The organism is Amycolatopsis iheyensis, assembly GCF_024703995.1.
Taxonomy (GTDB): domain Bacteria; phylum Actinomycetota; class Actinomycetes; order Mycobacteriales; family Pseudonocardiaceae; genus Amycolatopsis; species Amycolatopsis iheyensis.
The window spans coordinates 25,721-46,303 of the sequence record NZ_JAMXQV010000032.1 but is presented as its reverse complement, the minus strand read 5'-3'; the positions used below and the strand labels follow the sequence as shown (position 1 = coordinate 46,303).

The window sequence follows — 20,583 nt, the reverse complement described above, 5'->3', positions numbered from 1 at the left end:
GCCGACCGGCTAGAACCTGTTCTCCTGTGACCGGAGTCACTGGCGGGGCCGAGGTTGTCTGCCACCATCGACCGGGATGACATCTCCCGAGGACACCGGCTGGCGCCGGCTCGACCCGCCCCTGCCGACCCCGTGGTCCGGGGAGGTCGGCCCCGGCAACGCGCTGCCCGAGTACCCGCGCCCCCAGCTGACGCGGCCCCGCTGGCTCACCCTCAACGGCGTCTGGGAGTACGCGGGCTGGCCGTCGTCACCGGACGAACCCCGCCCGTCGGGCTACGCGGAGCGGATCCTGGTGCCGTTCCCGCCGGAGTCGGCGTTGTCGGGAATCGGACGACGCGACGAGGTCCTCTGGTACCGCCGCCTGGTCGAGATCCCGCCCGGCTGGCGCGGCTCCCGGGTCCTCCTGCACTTCGGCGCGGTCGACCAGACGGCGAAGGTCTGGGTGAACAACCAGCTGGTCGCGACCCACGAGGGCGGCTACACGGCGTTCAGTGCGGACATCACCGACGTCCTGCGGGCGTCGGGGGCGCAGGAGCTGACGGTGCGGGCCGAGGACCGCACCGACATCGAGCCGTTCCCGGTCGGCAAACAGCGCAACGCGCCCGGCGGGATTTGGTACACGGCGTCGTCCGGAATCTGGCAGACGGTCTGGCTCGAGCCGGTGCCCGAGACGCGCGTCGAGCGGCTGGACCTGACCCCGGACCTCACCGGCGTGACAGTGTTCCCCCAGGTCACGGGCGGCGACGAGGTCGTGGTCATTTTTTCGACCACGGACGGCGAAGTCGCCCGCGGCTCGGGCGCACCCGGCGCGGCGGTCCGCGTGGACGTTCCCGAACCACGCCTCTGGACCCCTGACGACCCCCACCTCTACAAGGTGCAGGTCCAGCTGCTCGACGGACACGGCGCGGTCCTGGACGAGGTCGGCAGCTACGCCGGCCTCCGGACGGTCGGCCTCCTCCCGGACGCGACGGGTCGCCCGCGGATCGCGCTCAATGGCCGGCCGACGTTCCTGCACGGCCCGCTGGACCAGGGCTACTGGCCGGACGGCATTTCGACCGCGCCCACCGACGACGCCCTGCGCTTCGACCTCGAAAAGACCAAGGAGCTGGGCTTCAACTTCGTCCGCAAGCACGTCAAGGTCGAGCCGGCCCGCTGGTACTTCTGGGCCGACACGCTGGGCCTGCTCGTCTGGCAGGACATGCCGTCGCTGACCGCGACGTTCGACGGCCCACCCGGCATCGCGCCGGACCCGGTGCCGGAGGCGCAGACGCGGTTCGAAGCAGAATTGATCAAAATGATCAATCAGCTGCGCGCGGTCCCCTCGATCGTCGGCTGGGTGCCGTTCAACGAGGGCTGGGGCGAGTTCGACACGGCGCGTGTCGCGGAACTGGTCAAAAAAATGGACCCGACACGCTTGGTGATCGCGAACAGCGGCGTCAACTGCTGCTTCTCCCGCCCGGACACCGGCGCGGGCGACGTCTACGACGACCACACGTACGTCGGCCCGGGCACGCCGACGGCGGCCGACGGCCGAGCGATCGTCGACGGCGAGTACGGCGGCCTCGGCCTGGTCCTGGACGGTCACTGCTGGCCAGGCCCGCCGAACGCGTACGAAATGACGCCGACGCGCGAGCGCCTGACCGAGCGGTACGCGGAGGTGAGCGCCGCATTGGAGCGGGTGGTGGCGGAGCGCGGCCTGTCCGGCGCGGTCTACACCCAGACGACGGATGTCGAGAACGAGGTCAACGGCTTGCTCACGTACGACCGCCAGGTGGTCAAGGTGGACCCGGCGGTGGTGGCGAAGTGCGTGCGCGCGGTCATCGAGGCCGGCTCCGCCTGAGGTTCGGCGGCCAGCTGTGGTCGATTTCCGGCAATGGCTTCGAGCTGGGGCCGGTGGGATTGGGTCGCTTCAGCGACCGCTTCGAGCCGCCCGGGGGTCACGAATCGTCGACGGGCCCTCCCGACCGTGGTCGATTTCCGGCAACGGCCTTGAGCAGACCATCCATACTGTGGTCAGTTTTCGGCAACGGCGTTGAGCAGGCCGTCCCGGCCGTGGTCCAGCGCGGACAACAGCGCGCCGCGCAGGGCCGCCGAGTCCGTCACCTCGCCGGCCTCCACCCGCACCGGCCCCGGTGCCGCCGCCTGGACCGTTCGCCGGATTTCCGCCACGAGCGCCGGGTGGCTCCCCGCCGGGCCACCCAGCAGCACCACGTCCGGGTCGACGATCGTGCAGATCGCGGCCACCGCCCGGCCGAGCGTCGCGCCGAGCAGCCCCAGCCGTTCCGCGGCCACGGCGTCCCCCGACCCGGCCTGGTCGAGCGTGGTCAAGATCGCGTCGACGTCCAGCGAAGGCGCATCCACCCGGCCGAACCCCTGGTCGGCGAGGGCCGAAGCGAGCGTCGCTCCCGAGCTGTCGAGGTACCCGATCTCGCCGGCCAGCCCGTGCGCGCCCCGCACGAGCTGGTCGCCGACGTAGAGACTCACGCCGAGCCCGGCCCCGACATAGACGTAAGCGAAGCTCTTCGCCTCCCGTGCGGCGCCCTCCCGGCGTTCGGCGAGGGCGGAGAAGTTCACGTCGTTGTCGAGCAGGACGTCGCGGCCGATGTCCGCAGCCCGGAGCGTGCCTTCGGGAAACGGCGATCCCGGCAGCGCGACGACCTCGTGCGTCACCGGGTCGACGGGGTTCGCCACCGAGATCGCGGTCGCCCGCACCGGCCCTGCCCCGACGGCGCCTGCCGCATCGACGGCCGCCCGGACCGCGGCGGTCATCGGCCGGCCGTCGGGCGGGTGGTGGTCGGTGGCCAGGACTGTCCCGGTCAGGTCGGTCGTCACCGTGCGGATGCCCTGCTGGTTGACCTCGGCGGCGACCACGCGCCCGGCGTCGGCGGCCAGCTCGTAGAAGGTCGCGATCCGGCCGCGGCGGCCGGTCTGGTCGGTGCCGGTCGCCCGCAGCGCGCCCGCCGTCTCCAGCCGCCGGACCGATTCCGAGATCGTCGGCTTCGAGATCCCGGTCGTCGCGGCGAGCTCGGCGCGCGTGGTCCGCCCGTGGACGAAGACCTGGTCGAGCACCGCGCGGTCGGTCATGGCCCGCAGCATCGCCAGGCGCGGAAGCGGCCGTTCGGGGTCGGACATCGCACCTCTTGTGGCGGGGGATGGACAGGAGTTACCGTAACCGGGACATTCTAGTAAGGAGTCCTAACCAAAAGATCGCGAGGGACACCGATGACGACCACAGAGCTGCCCGCGAACATGTCCGAGGCCATCTCGCGGACCAAGCGCGAGCTGCGCGCCCGGTTCGGCGACGTCGCCGGCGCGTTCGCCGAGGTCCGGGAGTGGACGCGGCGGGAGGTCGACGCCGTCGCCGCCGATCCGGACGCCTTCCCCGTGGTCCAATTTCGCGACATCGCCGAGGGGACGGTGCCGCAGGGTCTGCGAGACGCCGTCCGGCGCCGCGGCTGTGCCGTGGTCAAGGGCACCTTCGCGCGTGAAACGGCCGAAGCCTGGGACACCGGCCTGGCCGCGTACCTCACCGAAAACGACTTCGCGGGGACCTACCAGGGCCCGGCCGACGACGTCTTCGCCGGTCTCGCCTCCAGCCAGCCGCAGATCTACCCGGTCTACTGGTCGAAGCCGCAGATCGAGGCGCGCCAGCACGAGCACATGGTGACCGTCCGGCGGTTCCTCAACTCCTTCTGGCGGCACGAGTCCGAGGGGCGCGTCTGGTTCGACCCCGACCGGGACACGGCCTACCCGGACCGCATCCGCCGCCGCCCGCCCGGCTCGGCCTCCCTCGGGCTGTCCGCCCACACCGACTCCGGCTCGGTCGAACGCTGGCTGCTGCCCGCCTACCAGCAGGTCTTCCGGCACGTCTTCGACGGCAACTGGCGCGCCTACGACCCCTGGGACGGCGCCTACCGCACGGAAGTCGACGAATACCCGTCCACGGTGATGTGCTCGGCCTTCCGCACCTTCCAGGGCTGGACGGCGTTGTCGGAAATGCGCCAGGGCGACGGCGTGCTGCACGTGGTGCCGATGCCGTCGGCGATGGCGTACGTCCTGCTTCGCGCGCTTCAGGACGACGTCCCCGAAGACGACCTCTGCGGCGCGGTCAACGGCCAGGCCCTCCCGGTCGGCGACAAGTACCACGACGACCTGCTGCCCGCGCAGACCTCGATCCCCGACGTCGAGCCGGGCGACACGGTCTGGTGGCACGGCGACGTCATCCACTCGGTCGCCGACGGCACCAACCCGAACCGCTGGGGAAACGTCATGTACATCCCGGCGAGCCCGCACTGCCCGAAGAACGCGGCCTACGCCAAGAACTGCGGCCGCGCGTTCCTGGCCGGCGCCAGCCCGGGCGATTTCGCGCCCGAAGACTACGAAGTCGGCTGGACCGGCCGGGCCACGCTCGACGACCTCAACGCCGTCGGCCGCGAACAACTCGGCCTGTGAACGGCGCCGCGCCGGGCATCGAGAGCCCGGCGCGACACCGGCCGTCTCACGCCGGCAGCGCCGCCTCGATGGCCTTCACGATCGACTCGTCCTCGGGCTCGGTGCGCGGCCGGAACCGCGCCAGGACCTCGCCGTCCGCGCCGACCAGGAACTTCTCGAAGTTCCACTTGACGTCGCCGGTCTCGCCGTCGCCGTCGGCCGTCTTGGTCAGCTCGGCGTACAGCGGGTGCCGGCCCTCGCCGTTGACGTCGATCTTCTCGAACAGCGGGAACGTGACGCCGTAGGTCGTCGAACAGAACGTCTGGATCTCCTCCGCGCTGCCCGGCTCCTGCCCGGCGAACTGGTTGCACGGAAAACCGACGACGGAGAAGCCCTGCGCGCCGAAGCGCTCCTGCAGCCGCTCGAGGCCGGAGTACTGCGGGGTCAGGCCGCACTTCGACGCGACGTTGACCACGAGCAGCGCCTTGCCCGCGAGCGACCCCAGCGAGCTGTCCTGCCCGTCGAGGGTCTTGACCGGAATTTCGTGGATCCCCATGGAGTCCCTTTCAGTCGTGCTTCAGCGCCCGGGCGTCGAGGTGCCCGAACGGTCCGTCGTCGGCGCGGTAGGCGGCGGCGAGTTCCTCGGCCCGCGCGCGGTCGCCGCGGCGGAGCAGGCCGGCCAGCGTGTCGAAGCGCTCGGTGTGCACCGCCGCGCGCCGGCGCGCGTAGTCGGCCGCGGAGTCCTTGGTGACCATGAACGCCCAGTCGCTCTCCAGGGCCAGCATCGCCTCGGCGACGGCCTGGTCGGCGACGGTGTCACGGGCCGTCGTGTCCAAATCGGCGACAAGGGAAAGGAGCCGCTGCTGGAGCGCCGTGTTGGCGTCGACCATGTCCTTGACCTGCTCGCCGTCCCAGACGCGCCAGTCCTTGCCCGACCCCCACGACGACGAAGGCAGCTCGATCGGCTCGCCGACGTGCCCGGCTTCCGCGGCGCCCTTCAGCGTCGTCACCCGGACGCCCGCCTCCGGCAGCGCGCGCAGGACGCCCTCCAGCCAAGCCGGGCCCTCGTGCCACCAGTGGCCGAACAGCTCCGTGTCGTACGCGGCGACCACGAGCGCTTCGCGGCCGTGGTGTTTTTTCAGCGAACGCAGCCGGGTCACGACCGTGTCGACGAAGTCCTTGACGTGCAGCCCGAGCACGTCGGCGGCCAGCGACGGGTCGTAGGGCGCCTTGTCCGCGGGCTCGATCGTCTTGCCGGTGACGCGCGACGCCTTGAGGCCGACCTCGTGGGCCCAGGTGTGGAAGTCGCGGTACGCCGCGTGGCCGGGGTAACCGGCCTTCGGCGACCAGACGCGGTAGGTGACCTCGAGGTCTCGTCCGAACGCGAGCACGTCGCTGTCGCCGACCGGGCGCGCCGCCCAGGTCTCGCCGCGCAGCGACGGGCCGTCGACCATGAACCGCCGGACGCCCGCGGCGGCGTAGCCCTCTTCCATGCCCGGCGCGTAGCCGCACTCGGGCGCCCAAATCCCCTCCGGTCGCGACCCCAGCCGCAGCGCCGTGTCGGCGAGGCCGGCGGTCAGCGCGAACTCGCGGACCCGTGGGTCGAGCAGCGGCTGGAACGGGTGGGCCAGCGGTCCGCCGAGCAGCTCGATCGTCGAATTGTCGACCAAAGAACGGAGGAGGGGGGAGAAGCCGTGCCGCCAGCGCGCGCCGAACTCCTCGGCCGCGCCGACGGCGGTCCGGTGCTCGGCCGCGGCGAGCTCGCGCAGGACCGGGTCGCCGCGCCAGAGCGTCGACGCGTGCTGGGCGCGCAGCTGCCAGTGGCCGAGCCAGTCGTGGAACGCGCGGATGCTGTACGGGTCGTCGAGCTGCGCGGCGAGCACCGGCGTGACGCCGAGTGTCAGCACGTCGCGGCGGCCTTCGGCGGCGAAGCGCTCGAGCAGGTCGACCATCGGCAGGTAGGAATGCGCCCACGCCTGGTAGAGCCATTCCTCGCCGACCGGCCAGCTGCCGTGGTGCGGCAGCCACGGCAGGTGGCTGTGCACGACGAGGCAGAAAGTGCCCTCGCTCATCGGCGCACCGCCACGGCGATCAGGTCGAGGCTGGCGTCGAGGTCGTCGCCGTGGATGTCGAAGCCGGTGGCCTCGATCGCCGCGACGTCGGCGAGCAGCGCCGCGGGCCACACGGCCTGGCCGGGCAGCGAGCCCATGACCACGTCGAGCTGGGCGTCGATGACCGACCCGCCGTACCGCTCGTCCAGAGCGCGGACCGACGGACCGTGGTGCAGGCCGTGCAGCGTCTCGACGTCGAAGCCGGCGTCGGCGAGGAGCCCGGCCAGCTCGGCGGGCGCCAGCTCGCGGGTGTGGAACGGGTTGAGCGGCGTGTCGCTGTCCGGGGTGAACGTCAGCCGGTTCGGCGTCGTGACCAGCAGTTTGCCGTTTTTCGGCAAAACCCGTCGGCACTCGGCGAGGAACCCGGCCTGGTCCCACAGGTGCTCGATGACCTGGAAGTTGGCCACGACGTCGACCGCGCCGTCCCGGACCGGCAGGAACGCCAGGTTCGCCCGCGCGACGGCGACCGCGGGGTAGCGGCGGGCGACGTGCTCGGTGGTCGGCACGTCGTAGTCCAGCGCGAGCACCCGGCGGGCCGTGGCCGCGATCAGGCCGGCGCCGTAGCCCTCACCGCAGCCGGCTTCGAGCACCGTCGCGCCTGCGCAGTGGGGGAGCAGGGCGGCGTACGCAGCTTCGTGGCGTCGGAACCAATAGTTTTCCTCGGCGATGCCGGGGACAGTCCGTTCGCCGGTCAGGTGCAGCGCCTCGGCCCGGGTGGCTGGGGTGGTCACCTTCGCGACCCTAGCGGGTGTCACGTCCGGCCCGGCCGGCTCGTTCCGTGGTCATGCAACGGACCATCACCCGCGTTCTGCTCGTCGTGTCCGGCCTGGCCGAGGTCGTGGTCGGAACTTGGCCACTGGTGTCGCCCACCGGCTTCTACCAGGACTTTCCCGGCTTCCGGACGGGCTGGGTCGCCATGGACGGGCCCTTCAACGAGCACCTCCTGCGCGACTTCGGCGGCCTCAACCTGACGCTCGCCGCGCTGCTGGTCGGCGCCGCCGTGATCGGCACCACAGCCGTGGCGCGGCTCGCCGGCGTGGCGGGGCTGCTGTTCGGGGTGCCGCACTTCCTCTACCACCTTGGCCACGTCGCGCACTTCGAGCGGATCGACCAGGTGCTGATCATCGCGACGACCGGGCTCGGTGTCCTGGTCCCGCTCGTGGTGCTGCTGATCCCCGGCCGCCGGGTCAGTACACCGGCGACACCGTGATGCCGAGCGCGCCCGGCCCGAGGTGCGCGCCGATGACCGTGCTCGCTTCGACGACCATGCTCTCGGCCATCGCGGGCACCCGGCGTTCGATCTGCCTGCCGATCTCCAGCTCGTGGTCGCTGGCGCCGAAGCGGCTCACGGCGATGTCGGCGCGGAAGCCGCCGGACTTCTTGACCGCGAGGTCGACCATCTTGGCCAGCGCCCGTCGCGTGCCGGGGACGCGGGCCAGCGGCGCGACCTCGCCGTCCTTGACCGTGAGCAGCGGCTTGATCGAGAACGCGCTGCCGAGCATCGCCTGCGCGGCGCCGATCCGCCCGCCGCGGCGGAGGTACTCCAGCGTGTCGACGTAGATGAACTCGGTGCTGCTGACGCACCGGCGTTCGGCGGCTTCGATGACGCGCCCGGCGTCCGCGCCGGCCGCGGCCGCCCGGGCCGCGGACACCGCCGCGAAGCCGAGGCTCATGCCGGTGGTCCGGCTGTCCAGGATGTGCACGGGGATGCGGACCTGCTGGGCGGCTTCGCGGGCCGCGCGGACGGTGTCGGACATACGACCGGAGATGTGGATGCTGACGATGGCTGTCGCACCGGAGGCGGCCGCCTCCTGGTAGGTCCAGAAGAACGCCCCCGGATCCGGGGGCGAAGTGGTGATCACGTGCCCCGCTCTCAGCGCGTCGATCACCTCGCCGCGGTCGAAGCGGTTTTCGTCGTCGAAGTGACCACCCAGGTTCAGCTGGATCTGGACGACGCCGATGGCCCAGCGGGAGGCGACGAGGTCGGGCAGGCAGGAGCTCGAGTCGGTGATGACGGCGATGCGCGCGGGCATGGTGGGGGAGGTTAATGCCTGACACCCACTGCGAGTAGGCCGTGGTTGGTCCGATCGGACGAACGGCAGTTCGGGCGGGGTAACCGGTCGACTACCGGGACGATAGTCCCATTAGATTGCTCATCCAGGTGAATGGCGTCACCTCGACGGGTCTTGGCGGCCGAATGGCCCTAATCTACCGGCCAGTAGAGCACTGACCCGTGGGCGTCCGCGGGCCACAACCGGGAGGTCGAAGCAGACCCATGACGAACATCGTTGTCCTGGTCAAGCAGGTACCGGACACCTACTCGGAGCGGAAGCTCAACGGGACGGACCACACCCTTGACCGCGAATCCGCCGACGCCGTGCTCGACGAGATCAACGAGAAGGCCGTCGAGGAAGCCCTGAAGATCAAGGAAGCCGGCGAGGGCGAGGTCACCGTGATCTCGGTGGGCCCGGACCGCGCGACCGACGCCATCCGCAAGGCGCTGTCCATGGGCGCCGACAAGGCCATCCACGTCTCCGACGAGGCGCTGCACGGCTCCGACGCCATCGCCACCGCGAAGGTGCTCGCCGCCGCGATCGGCAAGGTCGAAGGCTACGACCTGATCATCGCCGGCAACGAGTCCTCCGACGGCCGCGGCGGCGCCATCCCGGCGATCCTCGCCGAGCTGCTGGGCCTGCCGCAGGTCACCTACGCCCGCGAGGTGACCGTCGACGGCACGACCATCAAGGCCGTCCGCGAGACCGAAGACGGCCTCACCCACCTCGAGGCGACCCTGCCCGCGGTGGTCAGCGTCGGCGAGAAGATCAACGAGCCGCGCTACCCGTCCTTCAAGGGCATCATGGCCGCGAAGAAGAAGCCGGTCGAGACGTTCACCATCGCCGACCTGGGTGTCGACGCGGGCGAGGTCGGTCTCGGCAACGCGTGGTCCACCGTGACCGAGTCCTCGCCGAAGCCGCCGCGCACCGCCGGTGAGAAGGTCGAGGACGAGGGCGACGGCGGCACCAAGGTCGCCGAGTACCTGGTCGGCCAGAAGCTCATCTGACAACGGATCTTCGAGGAGGAACAAGAACATGGCTGAAGTACTCGTCCTCGTCGACCACGTCGACGGTGAGGTCAAGAAGGTCACGCTCGAGCTGCTGACCGCCGCCCGCGCGCTCGGTGAGCCGTCGGCCGTCGTCGTCGGCCCGACCGGCACCGCCGCCAAGGCGAAGGAAGCGCTCGCCTCGCACGGCGCCGCCAAGGTGTACGTCGCGGAAGGCGACGACGCCGCGAACTACCTCGTCACGCCGAAGGTGGACGTGCTCGCCGCGCTGGCACAGCAAGCGTCCCCGGCCGCCGTGCTCGTCACCGCCAGCGGTGAGGGCAAGGAGGTCGCCGCCCGGCTGGCCGTGCGCCTGGGCTCCGGCCTGATCTACGACGCCGTGGGCGTCAACGGCGACGGCGTCATCGACCAGTCCATCTTCGGTGGCGCGTTCTCGGTGAAGTCGAAGTCCGCGAAGGGCGCTCCGGTCGTCTCCATCCGCCCGGGCGCGGTCGAGGCCGAGCCGGCCGAGGGCGCGGCGGCCGAGGAGAGCGTCGAGCTCCCCGCCACCGACGCGGCGAAGTCGACCAAGATCACCGGCGTCGAGCCGGTGACCGGTGGTGACCGGCCCGAGCTGACCGAGGCCTCGATCGTGGTCTCCGGTGGCCGTGGTGTCGGTTCGGCGGAGAAGTTCGACGTCGTCGAGAAGCTGGCCGACTCGCTCGGCGCGGCTGTCGGCGCTTCGCGTGCCGCGGTCGACTCCGGCTACTACCCGGCGCAGTTCCAGGTGGGCCAGACCGGCAAGACCGTGTCGCCGCAGCTGTACATCGCGCTCGGCATCTCCGGCGCGATCCAGCACCGCGCCGGCATGCAGACGTCGAAGACGATCATCGCCGTCAACAAGGACCCGGAGGCACCGATCTTCGAGATCGCCGACTTCGGCATCGTCGGCGACCTGTTCAACGTCGCGCCGCAGCTGACCGAAGCGGTCGCGAAGCGCAAGGGCTGAGCTGCTGCTCCGAAGGGCCTTCCGGGATCACCCGGAAGGCCCTTCGCGCGTCTCCGGGACCTGAGAGAAGCCTGAGAACCCGCAATTAACTGAACGTGCACTAATCGGTCATCGGATGGCACTCTCCGCGGTTTCCAACGCGCAGGTACACCTTGACCATGACGACGTCACAGCTCCTCGTCAGCACTGATCAGGCGGGTGCCGACCTCCCCGCGGACGCTCCCCGGTACTCCCTCCTCGTCGCTCACGCGAACGACGAAGTGGTCGCCGCGCAGAAACTGCGGCACCGGGTTTTCGCCGAGGAAATGGGCGCGCGGCTGCACTCCCCGACGCCCGGGCTCGACGTCGACGAGTTCGACGAGTTCTGCGACCACCTCGTGGTCCGCGACGACAACACGGGCGAGATCGTCGGCACCTACCGGATGCTGCCGCCGGACCGCGCCGCGCGGGCCGGGCAGCTCTACGCCGACAGCGAGTTCGACCTGAGCGCGCTGGACGCGCTTCGGCCGTCGCTGGTCGAAACCGGCCGGTCCTGCGTGCACCCCGACCACCGCAGCGGCGCCGTCGTCAGCCTGGTCTGGGCCGGGATCGCCCGCTACATGCTGCTTTCCGGCCACCGCTACCTCGCCGGCTGCGCGTCGGTCCCGCTGGTCGACGGCGGCTCCTTCGCCGCCGGCGTCTGGGACGTCCTGCGCACCAAGCACTACTCGGACGAGGCCACGCGCGTCGCACCGCTGATCCCGTGGGACCACGCGGAGATCGCGCGCCCGGCGCGCTCGACCCTGCCGCCGCTGATCAAGGGGTACGTCCGGCTCGGCGCCAAGGCCTACGGGCCGCCCGCGCTCGACGCCGACTTCGGCGTCGCGGACTTCTTCGTCGTGCTGGACCTGCACAACGTCGACGAGCGCTACCTGAAGTTCTTCCTCGGGGTCCAGGTATGAGCCACGCGTGGATGCCGGCCTCGCCCTGTGGCGACGGCTGCCTCACCGAAGGCGACCCGGTCGTCGCCTTCCCGCGGCGCGCGCTGCGCGTCACGGCGGCGATCCTGGTCGTCTTCGCGGCGCTGGCGTCGGCGCCGCTGCTGCTCGTGTCGTGGGGCCGGGAGCGCCGGATCCGGCTGATCTTCCGCGGCGTGCTTCGGGCGTTCGGCGTCCGGCTCGACATCCGGGGCGGCGAGGACTTCCTGACCGCGCCCGCCGGCCGTGGCGCGCTGGTGGTCAACAACCACATCTCGTGGCTGGACATCGTCGCGATCAACGCGCTGCGGCCGATGCGCGCGCTGGCCAAGAAGGAGATCGCGGGCTGGCCGGTCCTGGGTGGCCTGGTCCGCCGCGGTGGCAGCATCTTCCTGGACCGCGAGCGCCTGACGACGCTGCCCGCCACGATGGCGTCGCTCGCCGACGCCCTGCGGACGGGCTCCCTGGTCAGCGTGACCCCGGAGGGCACCACGTGGTGCGGCCTGGCCTCCGGGCGGTTCACGACCGCGACGTTCCAGGCGGCCATCGACGGCGGTGTCCCGGTGCGCCCGATCGCGCTGCGGTACCGCCTGGCCGACGGCCGCGAGACGAGCCGTCCGGCGTTCATCGGCCCGGAGTCGCTGATCGCGTCCCTGCGCCGGGTCTCGGCGCTGCGGGGCCTGGTGCTGGAGATCCACGTCTGCCAGGAGATCGCCCCGGGCCGCGCGGAGACCCGTCGCGAGCTGGCCGGGCTCGCCGAGGCCGCGGTCCACTCCGCCCTCGGCACGGTGCAGATCCCGGCCCAGCCGCGGCGCCGGACCACCCGCCGCCTGCCGGCGGCCCCACTGGCTTCGCCTCCCGCGAAGTGATCCGGGCCCTGTCGCCGCGATCCGGCGACAGGCCCGGGTTGGCGGCGTTTCGTTCTTTTTCACGACAGGCCCGTCACCGCGATCCGGTGACGGGCCCGTTCGTCGTTCAGCCCACCGAGAGCGTGAGCTTCCCGCCGGGGTGCCCGTCCTCGCTCTCGACCTGCGCGGCCGCCGCCTCGGCGAGCGGGTAGCTGCGGCCCTGCGCGACGCGGACCCCACGGTCGGTCACCCAGCCGGCGATCCCGGTCAGGACCTCCCGCGACTGCTCGCCCCCGCTGGAGAACGGGATGTCGAGCTCGAAAGCGGCGCCGTCGGCGATGGTGATGATCCGGTCCTTCGAGCCGCGCAGCTCGACCGAGCCCGGCAGCACGCCGTGCCCGACGGCGTCGAACACGGCGTCCACCGGCCCGGACACGGCCTCGCGGACCCGGTCGACCCAGCCGTCGCCGTAACGCACCGGGATGACCCCCAGCGACTTCAGGTCGTCGAGGTTGCGGCTGCCGGCGGTGCCGATGACGGTCGCGCCCTGAGCGACGGCCACCTGCGCGGCGAACCGGCCGACGGTGCCGCTGGCGCCGTGGATCAGCAGCGTCTCGCGGTCGCGGACGCCGAGCAGCCCGAGGACGCGAAGCGCCGTTTCCCCGGCGACGGGCAGCGCCGCCGCGTCGGCCCAGGAAAGGCCTGGCGACTTCAATGCGACCGTCTTGGCCAGCGCGTACTCGGCGTACGCGCCGGTTTCGGACCAGCCGAACACCTCGTCGCCGACGGCGAAGTCCGCGCCCTCGCCGACCGCGTCGACGACCCCGGCCACCTCCAGGCCCGGGGTGTGCGGGAAGGAGACCTGGAAGTTCTGCCGCATGAAGCCGTTGCGGATCTTCCAGTCGATCGGGTTGATCCCGGCGGCCCGGACGGCCAGCCGCACCTGCCCCGGACCGGGCTCCGGCACCGGAACCTCGGACAGCTGCAGGACGTCCGGCCCGCCATAGGCGGAGAAGGTGATTGCTCGCATGGTGTTCTCTGCGCTCCTCGGATCGAGACTTCGAATGTCCTCCCCAACGAGTCAACGCGCCGCGTATTCCGGCCGAACCACCCGGACGAGCAGTGTTCACTAGCCGGACGAGCAGGCCGCCGTGGCGCGCTCGCGCCTACGTTGGACGGCATGGATGCTTCGTGGTCGGATCCGCGACACGTGCTGGACGTCGTCGAGCGGCTGCTGTCGGCGCCGCGGCCTCAGCTGCTCCACCGGTTCTCGGCCGAGCTGGGCAAGCTGATCCCGCACCACGCGGCCGCCATGCAGACCGGCGACTGTCCGCGCAGCCCGCTCAAAGTCGTCGGTGACCAGGCGATCGCCGAGGCCGTGACGAGCGCCGAGCTGCAGCGCCTGGTCGACCGGAGCGAGCCGGGCAAGGCGCTGGTGGTCGACGACGCGCTGGGCGGCGTCGAACGCCGTCTGGTCCTGCTTTCGTCGATGCCGCCGGTCGGCAAGGGCGCGGTGCTCGCCCTGGTGCCGACGGACGGCGAGCTGCCGACGGCCGACCTGGAACTCGCCGCCCAGCTGTGGCACATCCTGAGCACCGACGCGGGCCAGCGCGCGACCGACCCCGGTCCGGACGTCCTGGCCAGCAACCTCGCCGCGGCCACCGCCCGGGCCCAGGTGATCACGGACCTCGGCCAGACCCACGCGGCGACGTTGGCGACGCTGCTGGCGGTGCTCCGGTCGGGCCGGCTCTCCGACACCGTCGCCCGCCGCACCGCGGTCGACCTCGCCGCGGACGCGCTGGTCGCGCTCAAGGGCGTCGTCGATCGCGACCAGGCGTTGTCCGAAGAACGGGCGAACGCGGCCTTCGCCGTGCTGAAGACCCAGCTCGCCGACCTGGCCCGGCACACCGAGGTCGACGTCGACCTGGTCGACCCGGTCGGCGAAGCGTCCCTTCCGCAGGACATCGCCCACACGGCGCGGACTCTGACCCGCGGCCTGGTGCTCGCCGCCCTGGATCGGCCGTCTACCACCCGGCTGCGCGCGTCCTGGCGGCTGGACGGCCCGGTCCTGCGTGTCACGGTCCGCGACGACAGCCCCGAGGTCGCCGACGCGATCCCGGCCCGCGGCCTCACCGAACGCCTGACGACCCTCGGTGGTCACTGGGAGGTCGACGCGGTGCCCGGCTGGGGCACGACGGTCACCGCGGTCCTCCCGCTCGGCGTCGCCGAGCCGCCGGAACTGCGGCCGCTCGACCGGCTCAACCCGCGGGAGGTCGAGGTCCTGACGGGCATCTCGCAGGGCCTGCGCAACCGGCAGATCGCCGAGCAGCTGCAGCTCAGCGAGCACACGGTCAAGTTCCACGTCCGCAACATCCTCGGCAAGCTGGACGTGAGCTCCCGCGGCGAGGCCGCCGCCCTGGCCCGCGACTTGCGTCTGGAGCCGGTGACGCACCGCTCGGCCTGAATCGGCTTGACCTCGAGCGCGCTGGAGGTTGCAGGCTGCTGATCATGGCCTCGACGCTCGATTCCGCACCCCGTCGCCGCAGCGTGCTCTGGAGCGCCGAACACCGGCTGGTGACGATCGCGCTGCTGCTCGTGGTCACCTTGGTCGCGTTCGAGAGCATGGGCGTCGCGACGGCGATGCCGACCCTGGTCGCCGACCTCGACGGGCTGTCGCTGTACTCGTGGCCGTTCACGATCTTCCTGATCTCGAGCGTGGTCGCGACGGTGCTGTCAGGCCGCATCGGCGACCGCCGCGGCCCGGCGCCGGCGCTGCTGGCGGGTCCCGTGTTGTTCGCGGTGGGCCTGGTCGTCGCGGGGACGGCGAGCGGGATGCCGATGTTCCTCCTCGGCCGGGCCCTGCAGGGCTTCGGCGCGGGACTGCTGCTGGTCTCGGTGTCGCTGCTGATCGCGGTGACGTTCACCGACCACGAACGCCCGGTGATCTACGCGGCGAACGCGGCCGCCTGGGTCCTGCCGGCGGTCATCGGGCCGTCGTTGGCCGGGGTGCTGACGGTCAGCGTCGGCTGGCGCTGGGTCTTCCTCGGCCTGGTCCCGCTGGTGGTCGTGGGCGTGGCGATGCTGGTGGTGGTCGTCCGCCGCCTGCCCGCGCACTCGCCGTCGACCGGTGGACGCCGCGCGGGGGTATTCACGGCGGTCGTCGCGGCTCTCGGCGTCGCGGCCCTGACCTGGGCGGCCCAGCACCAGTCGCTCCTCTCCCTCGGCTACGGCACGGTCGGGCTCATCGCCCTGGCCTACGCCCTCCGCACGCTGCTGCCGACGGGCACGCTGACCTCCCGCCCAGGCCTGCCGACAGTCGTCGCGTCCCGTGCCCTCATCGCCGGCGCTTACGCGGGCATGGAGGCCTACCTGCCGCTGACGATGAGCGCGGTCCACGGCTACAGCCCGGCCCTCGCCGGCCTGCCCCTGACGATCACGGCGCTGGGCTGGTCAGCGGCGTCGGCCGCTCAGGGCCGATTCCTCAACTGGTCGAGGGAGGCGTCGCTGCGGACGGGCTTCTGGCTGGTCGCGGCGGGGTTGGTCTGCTTCGGCCTGGTCTCCCAACCGTGGATTCCCGCGTGGCTGGCGTTCGTGGCCTGCGCGATCGGTGGCGCCGGCATGGGAATCGCGATGCCCGCGATCTCGGTGCTCCTGCTCCGCTTCTCGCCGGAGGGCGAGCGAGGGTTCAACACCTCAGCGATGCAGCTGGCGGACTGGGTGGGCTCCGCGCTGCTGATCGGTCTGGGCGGCGTCCTGCTGACCGTCGTGGGCTCGGTTCTCGACCCCTCGCCGGCGATGGCCCTGCTCACAGTGGCCTTGCTGGCGCTCGCGCTGCTGGGCGTTCGCCTGACCGGACGGTGGCCGTCGAAGGTGTGACAGCCCACTTCGAGGGCCAGGGTGGACTTCGTCACGCGCTGGAGCGGACTACCCTGAAGAGGCGATGACCTATCTCGACCACGCGGCGACCACTCCGATGTTGCCCGAAGCCGTAGCGGCGATGACCGAGGCGCTGTCCAACGTGGGCAACGCCTCCGCGCTGCACTCTTCGGGCCGCCGAGCCCGTCGGATGGTCGAAGAAGCCCGCGAAACGATCGCCGACGCGCTGGGCGCCCGCCCATCCGAGGTGATCTTCACCGGCGGTGGCACCGAGAGCGACAACCTCGCGGTCAAGGGCATCTACTGGGCCCGCCACGAGGAGCAGGCGCAGCGCCGTCGCATCCTGTGCGGCGCCGCGGAGCACCACGCCGTGCTGGACACCGTGGAGTGGCTCGAAGCTCGCTGCGACGCCGAGATCACCTTCCTCGAGGTGGACAGCCAAGGCCGCGTCTCGCCCGACGTCCTGCGTGCCGCCATCGCCACGGATCCCGAAACCGTGGCGCTGGCGACCGTGATGTGGGCCAACAACGAGGTCGGCACGATCAACCCGATCGCCGAGCTGGCCGCGATCTGCGCCGAGTTCGACATCCCTCTTCACACCGACGCGGTCCAGGCCGTCGGCGCCGTCCCGGTCGACTTCGCGGCCAGCGGCGCCGCTGCGCTCACCCTGACCGGCCACAAGCTCGGTGGCCCGTTCGGAGTGGGAGCCCTGCTGCTCGGTCGCGACGTGACCTGCGTCCCCCTGCTGCACGGCGGTGGCCAGGAACGCAGCGTCCGCTCGGGCACCCTGGACGTCCCGGCGATCGTCGGCTTCGCAGCGGCCGTCAGGGCCAGCGTGGCGACCCGCGCCGAATACGCGAAGCGCATCGAGGAAATCCGAGACGGGCTGATCGAGGCCGTCCAGCGCGAGGTCCCCGACGCCATCCTCAACGGCGGCGACGGCGAGCGGCTGCCCAGTCACGCCCACTTCACGTTCCCCGGGTGCGCCGGCGACAGCCTGCTGATGCTGCTCGACGCCAAGGGAATCGAGTGCTCGACGGGCTCGGCGTGCACCGCAGGCGTCGCTCAGCCGAGCCACGTGCTGCTCGCCATGGGAGCCGACCCGGCGGCGGCCCGCGGTTCCCTCCGTTTCTCCCTCGGTCACACATCCACTGTCGCGGACGTCGAGGCAGTGGCCGCCGAAATCGGCGGTGTCGTCACGCGCGCCCGCCAGGCCGGCCTGGCCGGGATGCGCAAGCAGACCCAGAAGCAAGAGGTGTAAGGCAATGCGGGTTTTGGCCGCGATGAGCGGTGGAGTGGACTCGGCGGTGGCCGCGGCGCGCGCGGTTGAGGCCGGGCACGACGTCGTCGGCGTGCACTTGGCGCTGTCGGCCAAACCGGGCACCCTGCGCACCGGTTCGCGCGGGTGTTGCACGATCGAGGACTCGCACGACGCTCGACGGGCTGCCGACATTCTCGGAATCCCGTTTTACATCTGGGACTTCGCGGAACGCTTCACCGAGGAGGTCGTCGAGACCTTCGTCGGCGAATACGCCGCTGGGCGCACCCCCAATCCTTGTGTCACTTGCAACGAGAAGATCAAGTTCGAAGCTCTCCTCGAGAAGGCGATGGCGCTCGGGTTCGACGCGGTCGCGACCGGCCACTACGCGCGGCTCACTGTCGTGGACGGCGTGCCCGAACTGCGTCGTAGCGCGGACAGTGGTAAGGACCAGTCCTACGTGCTCGCCTCCCTCACCGCGGAACAGCTCAGCCACGCCATGTTCCCCCTGGGGGACTCCTGGAAGACCGACGTGCGCGCCGAGGCGGAGCGACGGGGGTTGTCCGTCGCCAACAAGCCGGACAGCCATGACATCTGCTTCATCCCGGACGGCGACACCAAGAAGTTCCTGGAGAACCGGCTAGGGCAGCGGCCCGGTGAGCTCGTGGACGCCGAAACCGGCGCCGTGCTCGGCCGCCACACCGGAGTGCACGGGTTCACCGTCGGGCAGCGCAAGGGCCTCGGGATCGAAGCTCCCGCGCCGGACGGCCGTCCTCGGTACGTCCTGTCGCTCGAACCGGTCTCCGGCTCCGTCAAGGTCGGCTCCGTCGCCGGCCTCGGCGTCGAGGTGATCGAGGCCGACCGCGCGATCTGGCCCAGTGGCCGGCCGCTGACCGAGCTGACCGAGTGCGTCGTCCAGGTCCGGGCCCATGGAGGCATCGTCGACGCCGTCGTCGACGTCGATTCCGACGCCATGACGGTGCAGCTGCGTGAGCCGCTGCGCGGGGTCGCGCCCGGCCAGGTCATCGTGCTCTACCGGCCGGATGCCGAGGGTGGCGACATCGTCTTGGGCAGCGCGAAGATCTCGGGCACCCGCTGACCGTCGCTCACTTCCGGGGCTTCATCCGGAGCCGGTTCGTTCGCCGGACGCCGGAAAGCATCGACGGTGGCGTCGTCGAGTGCACCAGGCCGGCCGGTGTCGTGACGTTCACCGTGCTGTCGGCGGTGACTTCGTAGTCCCAGCCGGGCTCCCCTTTGAGTTTCCGATGCCGGGAGCAGTACGTGACGGGCTGATCGGAGTCGCCTTCGGCCTCGCCTTGCGTGCGAGTCGGGTCGATGCCGCAGTTCTGCGCGGGACGCGTGCAGCCCGGCTGTCGGCACTCCTGGTCGCGGACCCGGATGAACTCACCGTGCGCCGGGTCCAACTGATAGCGCGTCGGTGACAGCTCGACCGCCTGGCCTGTGCGCGGATCGGTGAGGACCCGTCGCAGTGTCGTGTCGGACCCGCTGATGATGCGGCGGGCCACGGCCGCCGTGACCGGCCCGCGGCCGGCGAGTGTGGCCGGTGATTCGTTCATGCCGAGGTAGGTGTCCAGGTCGATGTGCAGGAACACCTCGGTGCGCTCGCTCGGGCCACCGGTGCCGCTGAGCAGCAGGTCCATGGCGACGTCCGCGCGGAGCTGGTCCAGCGTGCGCGGCTCGTCGGATGTCTTCAGGGCCCGGGCCGTCCGGTCGATGCGGGCGTAGGCCGCGGTCGCCTTCTCGGTCGGCGTGTTGTTGACCGACAAGTGGGTTATGCCCGTGTCGTGGTGGTGCAGGGCCAGTCGCCGCTCGACGAGCTTCCGTTCGGTGCGTTCGGCGGCCCCGTCGGGGTCGACCTTCGCGGCCTCGTAGGTGGCGGCGCGGCGGACCTGGGTGGCGTTGCGTCCCGGGACTTTGTCCTCCAGCTTCGCGTCCACGACGCGGACGTGATCACCCGAGAGCCACGACGTCGCGTCCGTGACCTTCATGGCGCGGTAGAGGTCGAGCTGGCCGTCGTCCATCAGGTTCAGCATGCGGGGGAGCCGGGCGATGAGTGCGGTGGCCGCGGAAACTATGGCGCTGGCCCGATGTTCCGTTATGGACAAGGCCAACGCTACTTCCGAGGCCGCGCTGGGCGCGCGTCTCCGTCGCACACTCAGGTTCGCGATCGCTCTCAGCTGAATTGCCTGCATTCTGGAGATCGCGGCGTCGGTGTCGCGGATGAGGTCGATGATCTGCTCATCTTCCATGTGCTGCAACGTATCCGGGTCGGTGCGGACCGCGTCCAGCATGAACTTGTCTCGGGCTTCCTGCGATTCATCCGATGCGACGAGCTTGCGGATGGGTTGTGAGGCTGTCATGAGCGCGACCGTACGTCGGTTTCCGGGAAAAGTCATCGACGTTCGGCGGAAAGGATGACAAAAGGGCGCGAACGGTCCGTTCGCGCCCTTCGTGACTTGACGGCAGGGAATTGATTCGGAATGGTTCGCGTGCGCAGGCGTGTGCGTGGTGATCCCGGAAGGAGACCCTGTGTCTGATGTAGACAGACAAGTATTGTTTCAGTGCCGAGGGTTTCGCAACTCAGAGCTTGAGTTTGAACCCGGTGTGGCTGGGTGTGAACCCGAGACGCTCGTAGAACCGGTGCGCGTCCGTCCTGGAGACGTCCGACGTGAGCTGGACCAGCGCACACCCGCGCCGTCGCGACTCGTCGATCGCCCAGCGGACAAGGTCGGCGCCGAGGCCGGAGCCGCGGTGGTCGGCATGGATCCGGACGGCCTCGATCTGACCGCGGAGCGCGCCTCGCCGGGCGAGGCCGGGAATGATCGTGAGCTGCAGGGTTCCGACGGGTTCATCGCCGGACGTCACGACCGCCAGGAACTGGTTCGGATCCGTGTCGATGTCGTCGAAGGCCCGGAGGTAGGGCTCGAGGTCTCCGGGATCGTCCCGGGTCGCGCCGAGCTGGTCGTCCGCCAGCATGCGCACGATCGCGCCGATGTCTTCACGTCGTGCCTTGCGGATGGTGTAGTCGCTCAC

At 71.0% G+C, this 20,583-nt stretch carries 19 protein-coding genes; 11 read left to right on the top strand and 8 right to left on the bottom strand.

Features of this window, described 5'->3' with window-relative positions; translation table 11 throughout:
- The first annotated feature begins 76 nt into the window (after window positions 1-76).
- A complete protein-coding gene (locus tag M8542_RS41795) occupies window positions 77-1,840 on the top strand; it encodes a glycoside hydrolase family 2 protein (protein ID WP_257925929.1) in 1,764 nt (587 codons plus the stop codon).
- A gap of 173 nt (window positions 1,841-2,013) precedes the next feature.
- On the opposite strand, the gene M8542_RS41790 is transcribed toward M8542_RS41795, so the two are convergent.
- Window positions 2,014-3,132, bottom strand: coding sequence for an ROK family transcriptional regulator (locus tag M8542_RS41790; protein ID WP_257925928.1), 1,119 nt, complete (start codon window positions 3,130-3,132; stop codon window positions 2,014-2,016).
- A gap of 90 nt (window positions 3,133-3,222) precedes the next feature.
- On the opposite strand from M8542_RS41790, the gene M8542_RS41785 reads away from it, so the two are divergent.
- Window positions 3,223-4,452 (top strand): YbiU family protein, encoded by a 1,230-nt coding sequence (locus M8542_RS41785; protein WP_257925927.1) that lies wholly within the window; start codon window positions 3,223-3,225, stop codon window positions 4,450-4,452.
- Window positions 4,453-4,498: 46 nt separating this feature from the next.
- Here M8542_RS41785 and M8542_RS41780 read toward each other — a convergent pair whose 3' ends face one another.
- Genes M8542_RS41780 through M8542_RS41770 form a run of 3 tightly spaced genes read right to left on the bottom strand, consistent with a single transcriptional unit; the run spans window position 4,499 to window position 7,273 of the window.
- Window positions 4,499-4,987, bottom strand: a complete 489-nt coding sequence (locus M8542_RS41780) for a glutathione peroxidase (RefSeq protein ID WP_257925926.1) — start codon at window positions 4,985-4,987, stop codon at window positions 4,499-4,501.
- 10 nt (window positions 4,988-4,997) lie between these two features.
- Window positions 4,998-6,503, bottom strand: a complete 1,506-nt coding sequence (locus M8542_RS41775) for a 1,4-alpha-glucan branching protein domain-containing protein (RefSeq protein WP_257925925.1) — start codon at window positions 6,501-6,503, stop codon at window positions 4,998-5,000.
- Window positions 6,500-7,273, bottom strand: a complete 774-nt coding sequence (locus M8542_RS41770; protein WP_257925924.1) for a class I SAM-dependent methyltransferase — start codon at window positions 7,271-7,273, stop codon at window positions 6,500-6,502. The genes M8542_RS41775 and M8542_RS41770 overlap by 4 nt, the downstream gene beginning before the upstream one ends.
- A gap of 53 nt (window positions 7,274-7,326) precedes the next feature.
- Between M8542_RS41770 and M8542_RS41765 the strand changes: the two genes are divergently transcribed.
- Window positions 7,327-7,752, top strand: coding sequence for a hypothetical protein (locus tag M8542_RS41765; protein WP_257925923.1), 426 nt, complete (start codon window positions 7,327-7,329; stop codon window positions 7,750-7,752).
- Here the strand turns inward: M8542_RS41765 and M8542_RS41760 are convergent.
- Window positions 7,730-8,575, bottom strand: coding sequence for a DegV family protein (locus M8542_RS41760; RefSeq protein ID WP_257925922.1), 846 nt, complete (start codon window positions 8,573-8,575; stop codon window positions 7,730-7,732). The two genes, M8542_RS41765 and M8542_RS41760, sit on opposite strands and share 23 nt — an antisense overlap.
- A gap of 242 nt (window positions 8,576-8,817) precedes the next feature.
- Here M8542_RS41760 and M8542_RS41755 point away from each other — a divergent pair, with 242 nt between their 5' ends.
- From M8542_RS41755 to M8542_RS41740, 4 genes are all read left to right on the top strand, one after another.
- Window positions 8,818-9,603, top strand: a complete 786-nt coding sequence (locus tag M8542_RS41755) for an electron transfer flavoprotein subunit beta/FixA family protein (RefSeq protein ID WP_257925921.1) — start codon at window positions 8,818-8,820, stop codon at window positions 9,601-9,603.
- Between the two features lie 28 nt (window positions 9,604-9,631).
- Window positions 9,632-10,591, top strand: a complete 960-nt coding sequence (locus M8542_RS41750; protein ID WP_257925920.1) for an electron transfer flavoprotein subunit alpha/FixB family protein — start codon at window positions 9,632-9,634, stop codon at window positions 10,589-10,591.
- Between the two features lie 158 nt (window positions 10,592-10,749).
- The gene (locus tag M8542_RS41745; protein WP_257925919.1) at window positions 10,750-11,532 is read left to right on the top strand and encodes a GNAT family N-acetyltransferase; all 783 of its coding nucleotides are present in this window, start codon (window positions 10,750-10,752) and stop codon (window positions 11,530-11,532) included.
- Window positions 11,529-12,416, top strand: coding sequence for a lysophospholipid acyltransferase family protein (locus tag M8542_RS41740; protein ID WP_257925918.1), 888 nt, complete (start codon window positions 11,529-11,531; stop codon window positions 12,414-12,416). The genes M8542_RS41745 and M8542_RS41740 overlap by 4 nt, the downstream gene beginning before the upstream one ends.
- Before the next feature lie 106 nt (window positions 12,417-12,522).
- On the opposite strand, the gene M8542_RS41735 is transcribed toward M8542_RS41740, so the two are convergent.
- Entirely contained in the window at window positions 12,523-13,425 is a 903-nt protein-coding gene (locus M8542_RS41735) for an NADP-dependent oxidoreductase (protein ID WP_257925917.1), read from the bottom strand.
- Window positions 13,426-13,575: 150 nt separating this feature from the next.
- Here M8542_RS41735 and M8542_RS41730 point away from each other — a divergent pair, with 150 nt between their 5' ends.
- The 4 genes from M8542_RS41730 (at window position 13,576) to mnmA (ending at window position 18,628) form a co-directional block, all read left to right on the top strand.
- Window positions 13,576-14,859, top strand: a complete 1,284-nt coding sequence (locus M8542_RS41730) for a helix-turn-helix transcriptional regulator (protein ID WP_257925916.1) — start codon at window positions 13,576-13,578, stop codon at window positions 14,857-14,859.
- A 44-nt stretch (window positions 14,860-14,903) separates the two neighbouring features.
- On the top strand, window positions 14,904-16,271 hold the full coding sequence (locus tag M8542_RS41725) for an MFS transporter (protein ID WP_257925915.1): 1,368 nt from the start codon (window positions 14,904-14,906) through the stop codon (window positions 16,269-16,271).
- A gap of 64 nt (window positions 16,272-16,335) precedes the next feature.
- Complete coding sequence (locus M8542_RS41720; protein ID WP_257925914.1) at window positions 16,336-17,532, top strand: cysteine desulfurase family protein; 1,197 nt, start codon at window positions 16,336-16,338, stop codon at window positions 17,530-17,532.
- A gap of 4 nt (window positions 17,533-17,536) precedes the next feature.
- Window positions 17,537-18,628, top strand: coding sequence for a tRNA 2-thiouridine(34) synthase MnmA (gene mnmA, locus M8542_RS41715; RefSeq protein ID WP_257925913.1), 1,092 nt, complete (start codon window positions 17,537-17,539; stop codon window positions 18,626-18,628).
- A 7-nt stretch (window positions 18,629-18,635) separates the two neighbouring features.
- Here mnmA and M8542_RS41710 read toward each other — a convergent pair whose 3' ends face one another.
- Both M8542_RS41710 and M8542_RS41705 read right to left on the bottom strand, forming a co-directional pair.
- Window positions 18,636-19,910 carry a DUF222 domain-containing protein gene (locus M8542_RS41710; protein WP_372508748.1) on the bottom strand — a complete coding sequence of 425 codons (1,275 nt, stop codon included), beginning with the start codon at window positions 19,908-19,910 and terminating at the stop codon, window positions 18,636-18,638.
- A 220-nt stretch (window positions 19,911-20,130) separates the two neighbouring features.
- Window positions 20,131-20,583, bottom strand: a complete 453-nt coding sequence (locus M8542_RS41705; RefSeq protein WP_257925911.1) for a GNAT family N-acetyltransferase — start codon at window positions 20,581-20,583, stop codon at window positions 20,131-20,133.